Here is a 16,729-nt window from a genome sequence, read left to right as displayed (position 1 = left end):
CGTGGGGCCTGTTGGGGCAGGACCCGCGTCGCTTGGAGCTGTGGCTCCGGGCGCCTCGGCCAGTGGGGGACCAGCCGGTTCGTCCGGTTATTCGGTTGTTCAGGCCTCGCTGCGCTGCTGCGGAATACCCGCGAGCAGTGCGCGGACCTCAGCCTCGCGGTATCGGCGGTGCCCGCCGAGCGTGCGGATCGACGTGAGCTTGCCGGCCTTCGCCCAGCGCGTGACCGTCTTGGGGTCGACGCGGAACATGGTGGCGACCTCAGCCGGGGTCAGCAGCGGCTCGGCATCAGGGGTGCGAGCGGTCATGAGCGGCCTCCTCGGGAGAACCGAACCTTCTCGGTTCTTTCCTCTAAATTCTGCACCTTGACCCGCGTTGCCCGAAATGGCGGACGCGAGTCGAGTCGGTTATAGGACGAACGGCTTGTCCTCGGCACTACAACTACACCATCTGTCCAGCCGCGTCGGCCAAACCGATGGAATTGCCCTCCCAGGTGTTCATCAGCGACGGAAGCCGATGGACCATGCCATAGCGGACAGTCACGCCACTGTGACGATCAGTCACAGCACGATCAGGAGTCGCCAGACCCCCCAAAGAGTGCAACACGGAGATTCCGCCCACAGTGGAGCATAGTTGGACGGAGGGAGCCCTCCCCGGACTCCTTGTCCTATTTTGGCACGAGGAGTGGCAAGCGGCGCAAGGGTCGGGTAAGTGCCGTCCGTCACCCTTGACGCAAACGCCCGGATCGGAACCTACGTCCCGTCAGCTCCCGGAAACGTCCTCGACGGTACGCCGTTCACGACCTGTTCAACCGTGATCTGGGTCACCCCGGACACGGGCTCGCACGGGGTCGGTCGGTCGCTCCTGGTGCGGCGTCAGTTCGCGGAGCGCCGGTCGCGCACCGCCCGCCAGCGCTCCACGAGCCGCCCGTACGCCTCTCCCGCGGCCGCCCCGTCGCCCCGGCGCAGCGCCTCGATGCCCTCGGCCACATCGGCGGCCGAGTGGTCGCCCTCCAGCTCGCCGGCCGGCAGCGCGTGCACCAGCCCGCCGTAGTCCAGTTCCACCAGCGAGCGCGGATGGAACTCCTCCAGCCAGCGTCCGACGTCCACCAGGCCGTCGATCAGCGGCCCCTCGTCGATGGCGTCCTTCAGCGCCCGCAGCCCGCGCGCCACCCGCCGCCGCGCCTGCACCATCGGTGTGCGGTAGCGCAGCACCGGCACGTCGCCGCCGAAGCCGGGGTCCCCGGCCCCGCCGGAGCCCTTGACGTACTCCCGTTCCTCGTCCGAGACCAGCACGAACCAGTTCAGCGGCACCTGCCAGGTCGCGGTGCGGATCCAGGGGCGGGCGTCGGGGTTGTCGGCCAGCCAGCGCTCGTAGTCCTGGGTGGCCTGGCGGCGCACCACCGGAGGCAGGACCGCGTCCAGCACGGCCACCGGGAACTCCTCGGCGAGGTCGCCCAGGGCCTGCCAGCCGCGCAGCCGGGTGCGCCAGGGGCAGACGCAGACCACCCCGTCGACATCGAGCACGAACGCGTCCGCGCTCTCGTGCACCGGAACCGGCACCGGCGGAGTGGGCAGCAGGTCGGCCAGCGAGCGGCGCAGCTCGTCCTGGTAGGAGGGGCGGTCGGGGCGGCGGGCATAGCGCGCCCAGTGGCTGCGCTCCGGCTCCGGAAAGGCGGCCAGCGGCTCGTAGACGCGCAAGTAGGTCGCGTACGGGACGACCACGGAGGACACCTTGGGCACGCCTGCTCCCTCCCCACCGGACCGGGCCCGAAACCCGCCCGGCCCGCACCCGGGTGGACGGAAAACCACTGCAAATCGTCCCACGCCCGGGTGGCGGCGTACTCCGGGGGAGGGTGATCCCCACCACCAGGGTCATGGAAGGCGGGGTCAGGGTCTAATCTCCTGCTGAGCGGCCCACCGGCCGCCGCACACCACCCCTCCTCCCGCCTCCGCCACCACAACGCGCGGGGTCCTCGGAGGGCCAGTCCCCGCTCGCCGCTACTTCCCCGGGAGTCACCACCGTGACCGACGTGACCAACGGCGTCCTGCACACCCTGTTCCACTCGGAGCAGGGGGGTCATGAGCAAGTCGTGCTCTGTCAGGACCGCGCCAGCGGCCTCAAGGCCGTCATCGCCATCCACTCCACCGCCCTGGGCCCCGCGCTCGGCGGTACGCGCTTCTACCCGTACGCGAACGAGGAGCAGGCCGTCGCCGACGCGCTGAACCTCGCGCGCGGCATGTCGTACAAGAACGCCATGGCCGGCCTCCGCCACGGTGGCGGCAAGGCCGTGATCATCGGTGACCCGGAGCAGATCAAGACCGAGGAACTGCTGCTCGCCTACGGACGGTTCGTGGCCTCGCTCGGCGGGCGTTACGTCACCGCCTGCGACGTCGGCACGTACGTGGCCGACATGGACGTCGTGGCGCGCGAGTGCCGCTGGACCACCGGCCGCTCGCCCGAGAACGGCGGCGCCGGCGACTCCTCGGTGCTGACCTCCTTCGGCGTCTACCAGGGCATGCGCGCCTCCGCCCAGCACCTGTGGGGCGACCCGTCGCTGCGCGACCGCAAGGTCGGCATCGCGGGCGTCGGCAAGGTCGGGCACCACCTCGTCGAGCACCTGCTCAAGGAGGGCGCCCAGGTCGTGATCACGGACGTCCGGCAGGACGCCGTGCGGCGCATCGTCGACAAGTACCCCGCCGTTCAGGTGGCGGCCGACACCGACGCGCTGATCCGCACCGAGGGGCTGGACGTCTACGCCCCCTGCGCGCTCGGCGGCGCCCTGAACGACGACACCGTGCCGGTGCTGACCGCCACGGTGGTGTGCGGCGCGGCCAACAACCAGCTCGCCCACCCGGGTGTCGAGAAGGATCTGGCCGACCGCTCGATCCTCTACGCGCCGGACTACGTGGTGAACGCCGGCGGTGTCATCCAGGTCGCCGACGAGCTGAACGGCTTCGACTTCGACCGGTGCAAGGCGAAGGCGTCGGAGATCTTCGACACCACGCTGGCCATATTCGCACGTGCGAAGGAGGACGGGATTCCGCCGGCCGCGGCGGCCGACCGGATCGCCGAGCAGCGGATGTCGGAAGCCAGAAGCGCCCGGGCCACGGGCTGACGGCACGGCGGACGTCGCACGTTCGTGCGGTACCTGCCGGTGGACAGTTGGAGAGAACTCTCACTTCCACCGGCGGGTCGTCTGCGGATAAGTGGTTAAAATCGCCACTGACCAGCAAGGACAGGCTTCCTCGACGGTCCTGCGCACACGCGCGTCCGGTGGGCGACGTACCGTATGGGCGCGGGCTCAGGTACCGTGGAAGCCCTACGGACCGGTCTCTCCACGGAGAGCCCGTTCCGGATCATGAACGCGTGTCAGACTCTGGGGCCGTTGAGCCCCGTCGTTGAGGGGGTCGAGCCATGGGGCGCGGCCGGGCCAAGGCCAAGCAGACGAAGGTCGCCCGCCAGCTGAAGTACAACAGCGGTGGGACAGACCTCTCACGCCTGGCCGAGGAGCTGGGCGCATCGACGTCGAATCAGTCACCGAACGGCGACCGTTTCGAGGACGATGAGCACGACGACGACCCGTACGCACGGTACGCCGATCTGTACGAGGACGACGACGAGGACGAGGACGACAACTCCTCGCGGCAGCACCGTCGCGGCGCATAGCGCCCGCGGCGGCTCAGCCGTTTCCAGCGTGCCGTAGGCATCGCATCTCACCCGGTCCGGGGCTCACACACCGGACCGGGTTTCGTGCGCCCGCCGGCGCCCACCGGGCGCCGGCTGCCGGAGCGTGCCGGTCACGGGTGCGGTTCACGCGTGGTCCCCCACCAGGGCCGCGCCCGTGGTGTGCTCGCCGCGGTCGGTGATCTCGCCGGCCACCCAGGCGTCGAGCCCACGGTCGGCCAGGGTGGCGAGGGCCACGTCGACCGACTCCTCGGGCACGATCGCGATCATGCCCACGCCCATGTTGAGGGTCTTCTCCAGCTCCAGCCGCTCGACGTCGCCGGTCTTGGCGACCAGGTCGAAGACGGGGGCCGGGGTCCAGGTGGAGCGGTCGACCACGGCGTGCAGGCCGTCCGGGATCACCCGGGCCAGGTTGGCGGCGAGTCCGCCGCCGGTGACGTGGCTGAAGGCGTGCACCTCGGTGGTGCGGATCAGCGCCAGGCAGTCCAGCGAGTAGATCCTGGTCGGCTCCAGCAGCTCCTCGCCGAGGGTGCGGCCGAGGTCCTCGACATGCGCCTCCAGCGGCAGACCGGCCCGGTCCAGCAGCACATGCCTGACCAGGGAGTACCCGTTGGAGTGAAGCCCGGAAGCCGCCATGGCGATCACCGCGTCACCCGTACGGATGCGATCCGGGCCGAGCAGCCGGTCCGCCTCCACGACGCCCGTACCGGCGCCGGCGACGTCGAAGTCGTCCTCGCCGAGCAGTCCGGGGTGTTCCGCCGTCTCGCCGCCGATCAGCGCGCAGCCAGCCAGGACACAGCCCTCGGCGATGCCCTTGACGATGGCGGCGACCCGCTCGGGGTGGACCTTGCCGACGCAGATGTAGTCGGTCATGAACAGCGGCTCGGCGCCGCACACCACGATGTCGTCCATGACCATGGCGACCAGGTCGTGGCCGATGGTGTCGTACACGCCGAGTCGGCGGGCGATGTCGACCTTGGTGCCGACGCCGTCCGTGGCGGAGGCCAGCAGCGGGCGCTCGTAGTGCTTGAGGGCGGAGGCGTCGAAGAGGCCGGCGAAGCCGCCGAGGCCACCGAGCACCTCGGGGCGGCGGGTCTTCTTCACCCACTCCTTCATGAGCTCTACGGCGCGGTCGCCCGCCTCGATGTCGACGCCCGCGCTCGCGTAGCTGGCGCCAGTGGTCTCGGAAGACATGACCTTGGGAACCTTCGTGTCGTCTTGCGTGCTTACGGGCGGCGGATCGCGTCGGCCGCGGCCGTGGCGGCCGGTCCGGCGGCCAGCTCGGACTCCAGCAGCTGCTTGCCGAGCAGCTCGGGGTCGGGCAGCTCCATCGGGTACTCGCCGTCGAAGCAGGCACGGCACAGGTTCGGCTTGGCGATGGTGGTCGCCTCGATCATGCCGTCGATGGAGATGTAGGCCAGCGAGTCGGCGCCGAGCGAGGTGCCGATCTCGTCGATGCTCATGCCGTTGGCGATGAGCTCGGCCCGGGTGGCGAAGTCGATGCCGAAGAAGCAGGGCCACTTCACCGGCGGCGAGGAGATCCGGATGTGCACTTCGGCGGCGCCGGCCTCGCGCAGCATCCGCACCAGGGCCCGCTGGGTGTTGCCGCGCACGATCGAGTCGTCGACGACGACCAGGCGCTTGCCCTTGATGACTTCCTTCAGCGGGTTCAGCTTCAGGCGGATGCCGATCTGGCGGATGGTCTGCGAGGGCTGGATGAAGGTGCGGCCGACGTAGGCGTTCTTCACCAGTCCGCTGCCGAAGGGGATGCCGGAGGCCTCCGCGTAGCCGATGGCGGCGGGGGTGCCGGACTCCGGGGTCGCTATGACGAGGTCGGCGTCGACGGGAGCCTCCTTCGCCAGGCGGCGGCCCATCTCGACGCGGGAGAGGTAGACGTTCCGGCCGGCGATGTCGGTGTCCGGGCGGGCCAGGTACACGTACTCGAAGACACAGCCCTTGGGCTTCGCTTCCGCGAATCGGGATGTGCGCAGACCGTTCTCGTCGATGGCGACGAACTCGCCGGGCTCGATCTCCCGGACGAAGCTGGCACCGGTGATGTCCAGTGCGGCGGTCTCCGAGGCGACGACCCAGCCGCGCTCCAGGCGGCCCAGGACCAGCGGGCGGATGCCCTGCGGGTCACGGGCGGCGTAGAGGGTGTGCTCGTCCATGAAGACGAGGCTGAAGGCGCCCTTGACCTGCGGCAGGACGGTGTGGGCCGCCTCCTCGATGGTCAGTGGCTTGCCGTCGGCGTCGACCTGGGCCGCCAGCAGGGCCGTGAGCAGGTCGGTGTCGTTGGTGGCCGCGACGCGGGTGGAGCGCCCGTTGTTGTCCTTCGGCAGCTCGGCGACCAGCTCGGCGAGCCGGGCGGTGTTGACCAGGTTCCCGTTGTGGCCGAGAGCGATCGATCCGTGCGCGGTGGCGCGGAACGTCGGCTGGGCGTTCTCCCAGACGGAGGCGCCGGTGGTCGAGTAGCGGGCGTGTCCGACCGCGATATGACCTTGGAGGGAGCCGAGCGAGGTCTCGTCGAAGACCTGGGAGACCAGTCCCATGTCCTTGAAGACGAGGATCTGGGAGCCGTTGCTGACCGCGATACCCGCGGATTCCTGGCCCCGATGTTGGAGGGCGTACAGCCCGAAGTACGTGAGTTTTGCGACCTCTTCACCCGGAGCCCAGACACCGAAGACGCCGCACGCGTCCTGGGGGCCCTTCTCACCGGGGAGCAGGTCGTGGTTGAGTCGTCCGTCACCACGTGGCACGGCTCCGAGTGTAGGCGAGGTCGACCACTGGTCCGAATTGGGGGATGCGCGCCGGTCCGGGACCGCTCTCCCCCTGCTTCCCGCGCATCGTCGCCGTTTCAGCAGGTCAGAGCCCTGCATCGATGATCCATCCGCTGACGCGGTGGCGCCGGGAAGTCGCTGCGGACTTTTCCGGGGTGGACATGAGTGAGGTGTCGCACATCATTCGGGCCGTGGACACCGTGGGGAGCGGGTTCAGGCCAGAAGCGGAAGCAGCCCGCCGAGATCGGCCCGCTCCCCGCTCGCGCTGACCTCGGCGGCCGCCACGGCGTCCTGCCACGCCAGCCGGCCGGCGGCCAGCCGGACCCAGGTCAGCGGGTCGGTCTCGACGACGTTGGGCGGGGTGCCGCGGGTGTGCCGGGGGCCCTGCACGCACTGCACGACGGCGTACGGCGGGATGCGCACCTCGGTCGATCCGCCGGGCGCGCGGGCGGCGAGCGCGTCGGCCAGCAGCCGTGTGGCGGCGGCCAGCGCCTGACGGTCGTAGGGGATGTCCAGGCCCGGCACGGCGGCGTTCAGGTCGTCGGTGTGGACGACGAGTTCGACGGCGCGGGTGACGACGTAGTCGGCCAGCGGCAGGGCGCCCGCACTGGTGTCGAGCAGCCGGGTGCCGGGGTGGCCGGCGAGAGCGGCCGTGAAGTTCCGTTCGACGGTGTCGAGGTAGGTGACGAGATCGGGGTTGCGCTCGGCGAGTTCGCGGGCGTGTGCCGCGATGGCCGGGGCGTCGACGCCGATGGCCGACGGCCAGTCGAGCAGGGCGCCGTCCTGCCGGGCCGGCTCGGGCCGGTCGAGCAGCCGGCCGACGGCCGACAGGGTCATGCCGACGTGGGCGACCAGATCCCGCACGGTCCAGTCACCGAGCCGCGTGGGCAGCGCGAGCTGCTCGGGGGACAGCGTGCGTACGGCGTCCCGCACATGGCCGAACTGCGCCAGCACGGCGGCACGGGTCTTGCCGGGGTCGTAGGTCCGGGTGCGCTTCTTGACCGGGGACATGGCGGCGAGCCTATGCCTTCACGGCTCGGCCGCCCCGGCCTGTGACCGGCGACCGTGGGGAACGCACAGGCGGGCCCCGCCCTGGACCGGGCGGGGCCCGCACCGCGTACGCCGTGGGGACTTACGCCAGCAGCGCCGGGATCGTTCCCTCGTGGGCCTCGCGCAGCTCGGTCAGGGGCAGCTCGAACTCGCCCTGGACCTCGATCGAGTCGCCGTCCACGACACCGATGCGGGTGACGGGCAGGCCCCGCGCGCCGCACATGTCGTTGAAGCGGACCTCCTCGGAGCGTGGCACCGCGACGATCGCGCGGCCGGCCGACTCCGACAGCAGGAAGGTGAACGCGTCCAGGCCGTCGGGTACGACCAGACGCGCGCCCTTGCCGCCCAGGAGGGCGGACTCCACGACCGCCTGCACCAGGCCGCCGTCGGACAGGTCGTGCGCGGAGTCGATCATGCCGTCGCGGGAGGCGGAGATCAGGATCTCGGCCATCAGCCGCTCACGCTCCAGGTCGACCTTCGGGGGCAGTCCGCCGAGGTGGTCGTGGACCACCTGCGACCAGGCCGAGCCGCCGAACTCCTCGCGGGTGTCGCCGAGGAGGTACAGCAGCTGGCCCTCCTCCTGGAAGGCGACGGGGGTGCGGCGGGAGACGTCGTCGATCACGCCGAGGACGGCGACCACCGGGGTCGGGTGGATGGCGGCCTCGCCCGTCTGGTTGTAGAGCGAGACGTTGCCGCCGGTCACCGGGGTGCCCAGCTGCTTGCAGCCGTCCGCCAGACCGCGCACGGCCTCCGCGAACTGCCACATCACGGCCGGGTCCTCGGGCGAGCCGAAGTTCAGGCAGTCGGAGACCGCCAGCGGCTTCGCACCCGTGGTGGCGACGTTGCGGTACGCCTCCGCCAGCGCGAGTTGGGCGCCGGTGTACGGGTCGAGCTTGGCGTAGCGTCCGTTGCCGTCGGTGGCGAGGGCGACGCCGAGGCCGGTCTCCTCGTCGATCCGGATCATGCCGGAGTCCTCGGGCATGGCCAGCACGGTGTTGCCCTGCACGAAGTGGTCGTACTGCTGGGTGATCCACTTCTTGGACGCCTGGTTCGGGGACGCCACCAGCTTCAGGACCTGGTCCTTCAGCTCCTCGGCCGTCCGCGGGCGCGGCAGCTTGTTCGCGTCGTCGGCCTGGAGGGCGTCCTGCCACTGGGGGCGCGCGTACGGGCGCTCGTAGACCGGGCCCTCGTGGGCGACCGTGCGCGGGTCGACGTCGACGATCTTGCCGCCGTGCCAGTAGATCTCCAGCCGGTCGCCGTCGGTCACCTCACCGATGACGGTGGCGATGACGTCCCACTTCTCGCAGATCTCCAGGAAGCGGTCGACCTTCTCCGGTTCGACGACCGCGCACATGCGCTCCTGCGACTCGCTCATGAGGATCTCCTCGGGCGAGAGCGTGGAGTCGCGCAGGGGGACGTCGTCCAGGATGACGCGCATGCCGCCGGAGCCGTTGGAGGCCAGCTCGCTCGTCGCGCAGGACAGTCCGGCCGCGCCGAGGTCCTGGATGCCGACGACGAGCTTCTCGGCGAAGGCCTCCAGGGTGCACTCGATGAGCAGCTTCTCCTGGAAGGGGTCGCCGACCTGGACCGCGGGGCGCTTGGACGGCTTGGCGTCGTCGAAGGTCTCCGAGGCGAGGATCGACGCGCCGCCGATGCCGTCACCGCCCGTGCGGGCGCCGTACAGGATGACCTTGTTGCCCGTGCCCGAGGCCTTGGCCAGGTGGATGTCCTCGTGCCGCATCACGCCGACGCAGCCCGCGTTGACCAGCGGGTTGCCCTGGTAGCAGGCGTCGAAGACGACCTCGCCGCCGATGTTGGGCAGGCCCAGGCAGTTGCCGTAGCCGCCGATGCCCGCCACCACGCCGGGGAGCACCCGCTTGGTGTCGGGGTGGTCGGCGGCGCCGAAGCGCAGCGGGTCCACGACGGCGACCGGGCGCGCGCCCATCGCGATGATGTCGCGCACGATGCCGCCGACGCCCGTGGCCGCGCCCTGGTAGGGCTCGACGTAGGAGGGGTGGTTGTGCGACTCGACCTTGAAGGTGACCGCGTAGCCCTGGCCGACGTCCACCACACCGGCGTTCTCGCCGATGCCGACGAGCAGGGCGTCGCTCTCGGGCGCCTTCTCGCCGAACTGGCGCAGGTGCACCTTGGAGGACTTGTACGAGCAGTGCTCGGACCACATCACGGAGTACATGGCGAGCTCGGCGCCGGTCGGGCGGCGGCCCAGGATCTCCACGACCCGCTCGTACTCGTCCTTCTTCAGGCCGAGTTCGGCCCAGGGCAGCTCGACGTCGGGGGTCGCGGCCGCGTGCTCGACCGTGTCCAGAGGCGTCCTGCTCATGCGGTGACCAGCTTCTTGAGGATCGAGGTGAAGAAAGGCAGGCCGTCGGTACGACCGGTACCGATCAGCGGCTCGGTGGCGTGCTCGGGGTGCGGCATGAGGCCCACGACGTTGCCGGCCTCGTTGGTGATGCCGGCGATGTCCCGGAGCGAGCCGTTGGGATTGCCGTATCCATCAGCGGCTTCGCCGCGGACCACGTACCGGAAGGCGACGCGTCCCTCCGCCTCCAGCTTGTCGAGCGTGTACTCGTCGGCGACGTACCGCCCGTCCATGTTCTTCAGCGGGATGCGGATCTCCTGGCCGGCGGTGTAGTCGCTGGTCCAGGCGGTCTCCGCGTTCTCCACCCGCAGCTTCTGGTCGCGGCAGATGAAGTGGAGGTGGTCGTTGCCGAGCATCCCGCCCGGGAGGAGGTGGGCCTCGGTGAGGACCTGGAAGCCGTTGCAGATGCCGAGCACCGGCAGGCCGGCCCTCGCCTGCTCGATGACGGTCTCCATCACCGGCGAGAAGCGGGAGATGGCGCCGGCCCGCAGATAGTCGCCGTAGGAGAAGCCGCCGGGCAGGACGACCGCGTCGACCTGCTTGAGGTCCTTGTCCTTGTGCCAGAGGGCGACCGGTTCGGCGCCCGCGAGGCGGATCGCGCGCTGAGTGTCCCGGTCGTCGAGACTGCCCGGGAAAGTGACGACGCCAATACGAGCGGTCACTTCGCGGCCTCCGCGACTTCCGCCGTGTCCTCGACCCTGACGGTGAAGTCCTCGATCACGGTGTTGGCGAGGAAGGATTCGGCAAGATCGTGAATGCGGGCGAGCGCGGCCTCGTCGACGGGCCCGTCCACTTCCAGTTCGAATCGCTTTCCCTGACGGACGTCGGAGATGCCTTCGAAACCCAGCCGCGGCAGTGCGCGCTGCACCGCCTGGCCCTGGGGGTCGAGGATCTCCGGCTTGAGCATGACGTCGACTACGACGCGTGCCACTGGCACTCCCGGTGTGTGGTGCTGAGCAGGTTCCTTCAGACTACCCGCACAAAATTTCTACGCGAGTAGACTCGTAGGAATCTACGTGACGCCCGTCACGACCTCCCACCGATGGGCGGTCTTCGTGAAAAGTTCTGGGAAAGTTCGGTGTTCGGCGACCGATCCGGTATTGCACCGGGACACGCGGACAGATTTAGTCGGGCTTCCCATTGCAATGCCCGGCACTGTACAAATGAATTGGCAACAGCCGATACTTTTCCCGATAACAGGCGGACAGTCGGCATCTCCGAACATCTCCGCACGTCATGCATCGGCATGGCGGAGCCGGTGAGCCGCAGAGGTGTCGCACGAAGGGACCGATATTCGTGGCGCAGCGTGTCGTGGTCACTCTCTTTGACGACATCGACGGCTCGGAAGCGGCGGAGACGATCGCCTTCGGACTGGACGGCAAGTTCTACGAGATCGACCTGAACCAAGCCAATGCCAAGAAACTACGTAAGGCGCTCGCGCCGTACGTGGAAGCCGGCCGCAAACGGTCGAAGTCGGGCAAGACCTACCGACAGACGGAGGTCGCCCCCGATCCCGCCGCCGTCCGCGCCTGGGCACAGGCCCACAAAATGGACGTGCCGGCCCGCGGCCGCATCCCCAAGAAGGTCTACGAGGCGTTCAGCGCGGCGCAGTGACGGGTCGCTCCCGGAGCGCCCGGCCGTGGCCCAGGGCCCGTCAGCGGGCCCTGGGGACAACCGACTTGCGCACACCCCCCGTTGATCAGCTAATGTCTGGAGCACGCCGAGGGGCGAGGCTGGAAGGCCAAGGCCCACGGAGTCCATGCGGGTGTAGTTCAGTAGTAGAACATCCCCCTTCCAGGGGGAAGGCGCAGTGTGCAATTCCTGTCACCCGCTCTGCACCGCCGGTCCCGACCACTCCTGTGGATCAGGTAGGCTGGTGCTCGCGCCGATCGGTGGGAGCCGGTCGGAGGCAATGCGGACGTAGCTCAGTTGGTAGAGCGCAACCTTGCCAAGGTTGAGGTCGCGAGTTCGAGCCTCGTCGTCCGCTCGGGAAAAAGACCCCGGTCCATCGGACCGGGGTCTTTTCGTTGTCCCCCGGTCCGCTCTGACATTTGTCATGCCGGGTGATGACACCGCGCACTGCTGTGGCGCCCCGACCGCCGGGACGCTGGATCCATGGACACGGACGAGCACGTGATTGAGGTGACCGGCCTCCAGCGGGTGTACGAGGGCGGATTCGAGGCGGTGCGCGGTATCTCCTTCCATGTGGCCCGGGGGGAGATCTTCGCCCTGCTGGGCACCAACGGCGCCGGCAAGACCTCGACGGTCGAACTCCTGGAGGGCCTGGCGGCGCCGACCTCGGGGCGCGTACGGGTGCTCGGACACGACCCGTACGCGGAGAGGGCGCTGGTACGGCCGCGCACCGGGGTGATGCTCCAGGAGGGCGGCTTCCCCTCCGAGCTGACCGTCGCCGAGACCGCGCGGATGTGGGCGGGCTGTGTCAGCGGGGCCCGCCCGCCCCGCGAGGTGCTGGCGCTGGTCGGACTCGAGCGGCGGACGGACGTACGGGTCAAGCAGCTGTCCGGCGGCGAACGGCGCCGCCTGGACCTGGCGCTCGCCCTGCTCGGCGAGCCCGAGGTGCTGTTCCTGGACGAGCCGACGACCGGGCTGGACGCCGAAGGACGCCGGGACACCTGGGAGTTGGTGCGAGCGCTGCGCGACGGCGGGACGACCGTGCTGCTCACCACGCACTACCTGGAGGAGGCCGAAGGGCTCGCCGACCGGATCGCGATCCTGCACGAGGGACACGTCGCGGCCACTGGGACCCCGGCCGAGGTGACCGCCGCGCAGCCGTCCCGGATCTCCTTCGAACTCCCCATGGGCTTCTTCCTGGGCGACCTGCCCCCGCTCGCCGAACTGGGCGTGTGCGATCACGAGATGGACGGCCGCGCCGTACGGCTGCGCACCCGCGAACTCCAGCGGACCGCCACGGAACTGCTGCTGTGGGCCCGGCGGGCCCGAGTCGAACTGCGCGGCCTCGACGTGCGGTCGGCCTCGCTGGAGGAGGCCTTCCTCGGCATCGCGCGGGACGCCGCCGCGCCTCGGACGACCGGGTACAGAGAGCACGACGAGCACGAGGAGTACGCGGCATGAGCGCCACCGTCACCACCCCCGCCGGCCGGATGGCCGCGCTCGCGCGCGCCGAGCTGGCCCTGCTGGCCCGCAGCCGGAGCGCCCTGGTGGCGGGTGTGCTCCTGCCGCTGGTGCTGCCGTTCAGCGTGCGGTCGGCGGCCGCGCAGATGAACCTGAAGGACGCCGGGCTGACCATCGGGCTGGTCATCCTGCCCGCCGCGATCGGCTTCTCCCTGCTGTTCGCCGTGTACTCCACCCTGGTCGGCGTATTCGTCTCCCGGCGCGAGCAACTGGTGCTCAAGCGGCTGCGCACGGGCGAGCTGCGGGACGCCGAGATCCTCACCGGGGCCGCGCTGCCGGCCGTCGCCACCGGACTCGTCCAGTGCCTGCTGCTGACCGGCGCGTGCACGGCACTGCTCCACGTCCACGCCCCGCGCGCGCCCCACCTCGCCGTCGCCGGACTGCTGTTGGGTCTGCTGCTCGGCGTACTGCTGGCGGCCGTCACTGCGGGCTTCACCCGGACCACCGAGAGCTCCCAGGTCACCTCGCTCCCGCTGCTGATGGTCTCGATGGTGGGCTCCGGGCTGGCCGTGCCGCTGGAGCTGCTGCCCGAGCGGCTGGTCCGGGTCTGCGAGCTGCTGCCGCTGACTCCGGTGATCACGCTGGTACGCGGCGGCTGGACCGGAGACCTGGGCGTCCACGACACCCTGCGAGCCCTGGCCGTCGCGCTGGCCTGGATCGCGATCGCGGTGTTTGCTGTACGGCGCCGGTTCCGCTGGGAACCGAGGCGCTGAGAGGTGGGGGGAGAGGTGGGCGGAGAGGCCATGGGCGGGCCCGTCGGCTGGTGGCGCGGCAAGAGCACGCCGGCGAAGGTCGAGACGTACACACGGTGGTCGTTCCACTTCTTCGCGCTGATCGAGGCGGTCGCCTTTGGACTCTCGGCCTTCCGGCAGGCGGGGCCGAACCCGGGGACCTGGCTGCTGCTTCTGGTGTGCGGGCACTCCTTGACCTGTGCGGTGACCGCGGCCCGGGCGCTGGACTGGACACGCGGCGGCCGTCCACAGCCCGTGCGGACGCTGTGGACGCTGGCCGCCGTCACCGCGGTGACCGCCACCGTGGCGATGGCGATGGCGGAGCGCGCGCACGGCCCGAAGGCCGACGAAGTCGTCACCGCGGCCGGCGCCGTCTTCGGGGGCGTGCTGGTCATGGGCGCCGGCATCATCGCGCTCGGCGTGCGCAACCGGCGGCGTGTGGTCGCGATCGTGCTGGGCTTCGCGGCCGGCGCCGGTCTCTACACGTTCCCGCTGGGCATCCCCGGCATCGCCGCACTGGCCACGGCGGGCGCGGTGCTGGTCGGCGGCGCGTTCGTCGCCTTCACCTCCGTCTTCTCCGTCTGGCTGCTGAACGCCGTCTACGCGCTCGACGAGGCCCGCGAGACCCGCGCCCGGCTGGCGGTCGCCGAGGAGCGGCTGCGGTTCGGGCGGGATCTGCACGACGTGCTGGGGCGCAACCTCGCGGTGATCGCGCTGAAGGCGGAGCTGGGCGTGCAACTGGGCCGGCGCGGCCGGCCCGAGGCGGTGGAGCAGATGATCGAGGTGCAACGGCTCGCCCAGGAGTCGCAGCGCGAGGTCCGTGCCGTGGTCCGCGGCTACCGGGAGGCCGACCTCGCCGCGGAACTCGCCGGCGCCCAGGGTGTCCTGGCGGCGGCCGGCATCGACTGCGCGGTCACCGGCTCGCCGGCCGGTCTGCCCGCACCGGTGCAGTCCGCGCTCGGCTGGGTCGTCCGGGAGGCCGCCACGAACGTGCTCCGGCACGGAGACGCCCAGCGGTGCACCGTGTCCCTGCGCGTCGCCGACGGCCGGGCCGAGCTGTGCGTCGAGAACGACGGGGTGCCCGAGTCCCCCGCCGATGACCGGCCGGGCTCCGGGCTCGCCGGTCTGCGGGAACGGCTGTCGGAACTCGACGGCACCCTGCGGGCGGGTCCCCTGGGACGCGACCGGTTCCGGCTGACCGCCGAGGTGCCGCTGCCGCCGCCCGCCGCCGATCCCGAGACCGCCCGTCCGTTGAGCGAGGCCACCCGATGACGACATCCCCCGTGCCCGTACGGCTGCTGCTGGCCGACGACGAGCACCTGATCCGCGGCGCCCTCGCCGCCCTGCTCTCGCTGGAGGACGATCTGCTGGTCGTCGCGGAGGCGGCGAGCGGACCGGAGGCGCTGGCCATGGCGCGGGCGCACGTGCCCGACGTGGCCGTGCTGGATCTGCAGATGCCGGGCGCGGACGGTGTGAAGGTCGCCACATCCCTGCGGACCGAGCTGCCGGACTGCCGGGTGCTGATCGTGACCGGTCACGGACGGCCCGGACACCTGAAGAGGGCGCTTGCCGCGGGTGTGCGCGGGTTCGTCCCGAAGACCGTCAGCGCCCAGCGGCTCGCCGAGATCATCCGCACCGTACATGCCGGAAACCGCTACGTCGACCCGGAGTTGGCCGCCGACGCGATCTCCGCCGGGGACTCGCCGCTGACCACACGGGAGGCCGAGGTGCTGGAGTTCGCCGCCGACGGGGCACCGGTCACGGAGATCGCCGAGCGGGCCGCACTGTCACCGGGGACCGTACGGAACTACCTGTCGTCGGCCGTGACCAAACTGGGCGCGGAGAATCGACATGCGGCAGTACGGCTCGCACGGGAGCGAGGTTGGGTATAGTTGGCCTCGCGCCACGGCGCAATGCGGACGTAGCTCAGTTGGTAGAGCGCAACCTTGCCAAGGTTGAGGTCGCGAGTTCGAGCCTCGTCGTCCGCTCGGGAAAAAGACCCCGGTCCATCGGACCGGGGTCTTTTCGTCCGCTACGACCAGCTCGTTCCCGTCAGCCGCTCGTACGCCTCCACGTACTTCGCCCGGGTCGCCTCCACGACCGGCTCCGGCAGCGGCGGCGGGTGCTGCTCGCTCCCGCGGTCCCAGCCGGACTCGGCGGACGTCAGCCAGTCACGGACGAACTGCTTGTCGTACGAGGGCTGCGCGCGGCCCGGCTGCCACTGGTCGGCCGGCCAGAAGCGGGAGGAGTCCGGGGTGAGGACCTCGTCGGCGAGGACGAGCGTGTCCCCGTCGAAGCCGAACTCGAACTTGGTGTCGGCGAGGATGATCCCGCGGTCGCGGGCGATGTCCCGGGCCCGGCCGTAGACGGCGAGCGTCGCCTGGCGCAGCTGGGCGGCCGTCTCCGCGCCGACCTGGCGGGCCACCTCCTCGTAGGAGACGTTCTCGTCGTGCTCGCCGACCTCGGCCTTGGTGGCCGGGGTGAAGATCGGTGCGGGCAGCTCGGAGCCGTCGGTCAGGCCCTCGGGCAGAGCGAGGCCGCAGACCGTGCGGGTCTGCTCGTACTCGGCCAGGCCCGAACCGGTGAGGTAGCCGCGGGCCACGCACTCCACGGGGACCATCCGCAGGGACTTGCAGATCAGGGTGCGGCCCGCCCAGTCGGCGGGGGCGCCCTCGGGCACCTCGGTGGCCAGGACGTGGTTCGGGGCCAGGTCGGCGAGCCGGTCGAACCACCACAGGGACAGCTGCGTGAGGATGCGGCCCTTGTCGGGGATCTCGGTCGGCAGCACCCAGTCGTAGGCGGACATGCGGTCGCTGGCGACCATGACGAGGTCACCCGCCTCGTTCTGGTACAGGTCGCGCACCTTGCCGGTGTGCAGATGCACCAGGCCCGGAACCTGGATCGGCTCGGGCTTTTCGACGAATCCGGACACGGTTCCTCCCCGTGGTTCTGT

The 16,729-nt window shown here is 70.6% G+C and carries 16 protein-coding genes and 3 tRNA genes; 10 read left to right on the top strand and 9 right to left on the bottom strand.

Annotated elements, in window-relative coordinates:
* Positions 1–99 precede the first annotated feature (99 nt).
* Both bldC and TNCT6_RS15965 read right to left on the bottom strand, forming a co-directional pair.
* Positions 100–306, bottom strand: coding sequence for a developmental transcriptional regulator BldC (bldC, locus tag TNCT6_RS15970; protein WP_003949541.1), 207 nt, complete (start codon positions 304–306; stop codon positions 100–102).
* 567 nt (positions 307–873) lie between these two features.
* Positions 874–1,740 carry a hypothetical protein gene (locus TNCT6_RS15965; RefSeq protein ID WP_141360003.1) on the bottom strand — a complete coding sequence of 289 codons (867 nt, stop codon included), beginning with the start codon at positions 1,738–1,740 and terminating at the stop codon, positions 874–876.
* 281 nt (positions 1,741–2,021) lie between these two features.
* Between TNCT6_RS15965 and TNCT6_RS15960 the strand changes: the two genes are divergently transcribed.
* Entirely contained in the window at positions 2,022–3,116 is a 1,095-nt protein-coding gene (locus TNCT6_RS15960) for an amino acid dehydrogenase (RefSeq protein WP_141360002.1), read from the top strand.
* A 299-nt stretch (positions 3,117–3,415) separates the two neighbouring features.
* On the top strand, positions 3,416–3,667 hold the full coding sequence (locus TNCT6_RS15955; RefSeq protein WP_141360001.1) for a DUF3073 domain-containing protein: 252 nt from the start codon (positions 3,416–3,418) through the stop codon (positions 3,665–3,667).
* A gap of 144 nt (positions 3,668–3,811) precedes the next feature.
* On the opposite strand, the gene purM is transcribed toward TNCT6_RS15955, so the two are convergent.
* The 6 genes from purM to purS all read right to left on the bottom strand — a co-directional run bounded on the left by purM (position 3,812) and on the right by purS (position 10,823).
* Positions 3,812–4,879 carry a phosphoribosylformylglycinamidine cyclo-ligase gene (gene purM, locus TNCT6_RS15950; RefSeq protein WP_141360000.1) on the bottom strand — a complete coding sequence of 356 codons (1,068 nt, stop codon included), beginning with the start codon at positions 4,877–4,879 and terminating at the stop codon, positions 3,812–3,814.
* A 32-nt stretch (positions 4,880–4,911) separates the two neighbouring features.
* Complete coding sequence (gene purF / locus TNCT6_RS15945; RefSeq protein ID WP_141359999.1) at positions 4,912–6,441, bottom strand: amidophosphoribosyltransferase; 1,530 nt, start codon at positions 6,439–6,441, stop codon at positions 4,912–4,914.
* Between the two features lie 234 nt (positions 6,442–6,675).
* Complete coding sequence (locus TNCT6_RS15940) at positions 6,676–7,473, bottom strand: sterol carrier family protein (protein WP_141359998.1); 798 nt, start codon at positions 7,471–7,473, stop codon at positions 6,676–6,678.
* Positions 7,474–7,594: 121 nt separating this feature from the next.
* Entirely contained in the window at positions 7,595–9,853 is a 2,259-nt protein-coding gene (gene purL / locus TNCT6_RS15935; RefSeq protein WP_141359997.1) for a phosphoribosylformylglycinamidine synthase subunit PurL, read from the bottom strand.
* Complete coding sequence (gene purQ / locus TNCT6_RS15930) at positions 9,850–10,554, bottom strand: phosphoribosylformylglycinamidine synthase subunit PurQ (RefSeq protein WP_141359996.1); 705 nt, start codon at positions 10,552–10,554, stop codon at positions 9,850–9,852. Before purQ ends, purL begins: the two co-directional genes overlap by 4 nt.
* Complete coding sequence (gene purS, locus TNCT6_RS15925; protein WP_141359995.1) at positions 10,551–10,823, bottom strand: phosphoribosylformylglycinamidine synthase subunit PurS; 273 nt, start codon at positions 10,821–10,823, stop codon at positions 10,551–10,553. Before purS ends, purQ begins: the two co-directional genes overlap by 4 nt.
* A gap of 365 nt (positions 10,824–11,188) precedes the next feature.
* Between purS and TNCT6_RS15920 the strand changes: the two genes are divergently transcribed.
* The 8 genes from TNCT6_RS15920 to TNCT6_RS15885 all read left to right on the top strand — a co-directional run bounded on the left by TNCT6_RS15920 (position 11,189) and on the right by TNCT6_RS15885 (position 15,764).
* Positions 11,189–11,506: an Lsr2 family protein gene (locus TNCT6_RS15920; protein WP_141359994.1), complete on the top strand. Its 318-nt coding sequence runs from the start codon at positions 11,189–11,191 to the stop codon at positions 11,504–11,506.
* 147 nt (positions 11,507–11,653) lie between these two features.
* Positions 11,654–11,725: transfer RNA gene (locus TNCT6_RS15915), tRNA-Gly, on the top strand.
* A gap of 81 nt (positions 11,726–11,806) precedes the next feature.
* Positions 11,807–11,879 (top strand) — tRNA-Gly (locus tag TNCT6_RS15910).
* A 128-nt stretch (positions 11,880–12,007) separates the two neighbouring features.
* Positions 12,008–12,985 carry an ABC transporter ATP-binding protein gene (locus tag TNCT6_RS15905; RefSeq protein ID WP_141359993.1) on the top strand — a complete coding sequence of 326 codons (978 nt, stop codon included), beginning with the start codon at positions 12,008–12,010 and terminating at the stop codon, positions 12,983–12,985.
* Positions 12,982–13,758, top strand: coding sequence for an ABC transporter permease (locus TNCT6_RS15900; RefSeq protein WP_141359992.1), 777 nt, complete (start codon positions 12,982–12,984; stop codon positions 13,756–13,758). The genes TNCT6_RS15905 and TNCT6_RS15900 overlap by 4 nt, the downstream gene beginning before the upstream one ends.
* A gap of 30 nt (positions 13,759–13,788) precedes the next feature.
* Positions 13,789–15,048, top strand: coding sequence for a histidine kinase (locus tag TNCT6_RS15895; protein WP_141359991.1), 1,260 nt, complete (start codon positions 13,789–13,791; stop codon positions 15,046–15,048).
* A complete protein-coding gene (locus TNCT6_RS15890; RefSeq protein ID WP_141359990.1) occupies positions 15,045–15,668 on the top strand; it encodes a response regulator transcription factor in 624 nt (207 codons plus the stop codon). Before TNCT6_RS15895 ends, TNCT6_RS15890 begins: the two co-directional genes overlap by 4 nt.
* Positions 15,669–15,691: 23 nt before the next feature.
* A tRNA-Gly gene (locus tag TNCT6_RS15885) sits at positions 15,692–15,764 on the top strand.
* 44 nt (positions 15,765–15,808) lie between these two features.
* Here the strand turns inward: TNCT6_RS15885 and TNCT6_RS15880 are convergent.
* Positions 15,809–16,708 carry a phosphoribosylaminoimidazolesuccinocarboxamide synthase gene (locus TNCT6_RS15880; RefSeq protein ID WP_141359989.1) on the bottom strand — a complete coding sequence of 300 codons (900 nt, stop codon included), beginning with the start codon at positions 16,706–16,708 and terminating at the stop codon, positions 15,809–15,811.
* Between the last annotated feature and the right edge of the window lie 21 nt (positions 16,709–16,729).

Origin of the sequence: Streptomyces sp. 6-11-2, from assembly GCF_006540305.1 — a bacterium.
GTDB lineage: Bacteria > Actinomycetota > Actinomycetes > Streptomycetales > Streptomycetaceae > Streptomyces.
The sequence above is the reverse complement of the archived record's forward strand: the minus strand, read 5'-3'. Positions and strand labels throughout refer to the sequence as shown.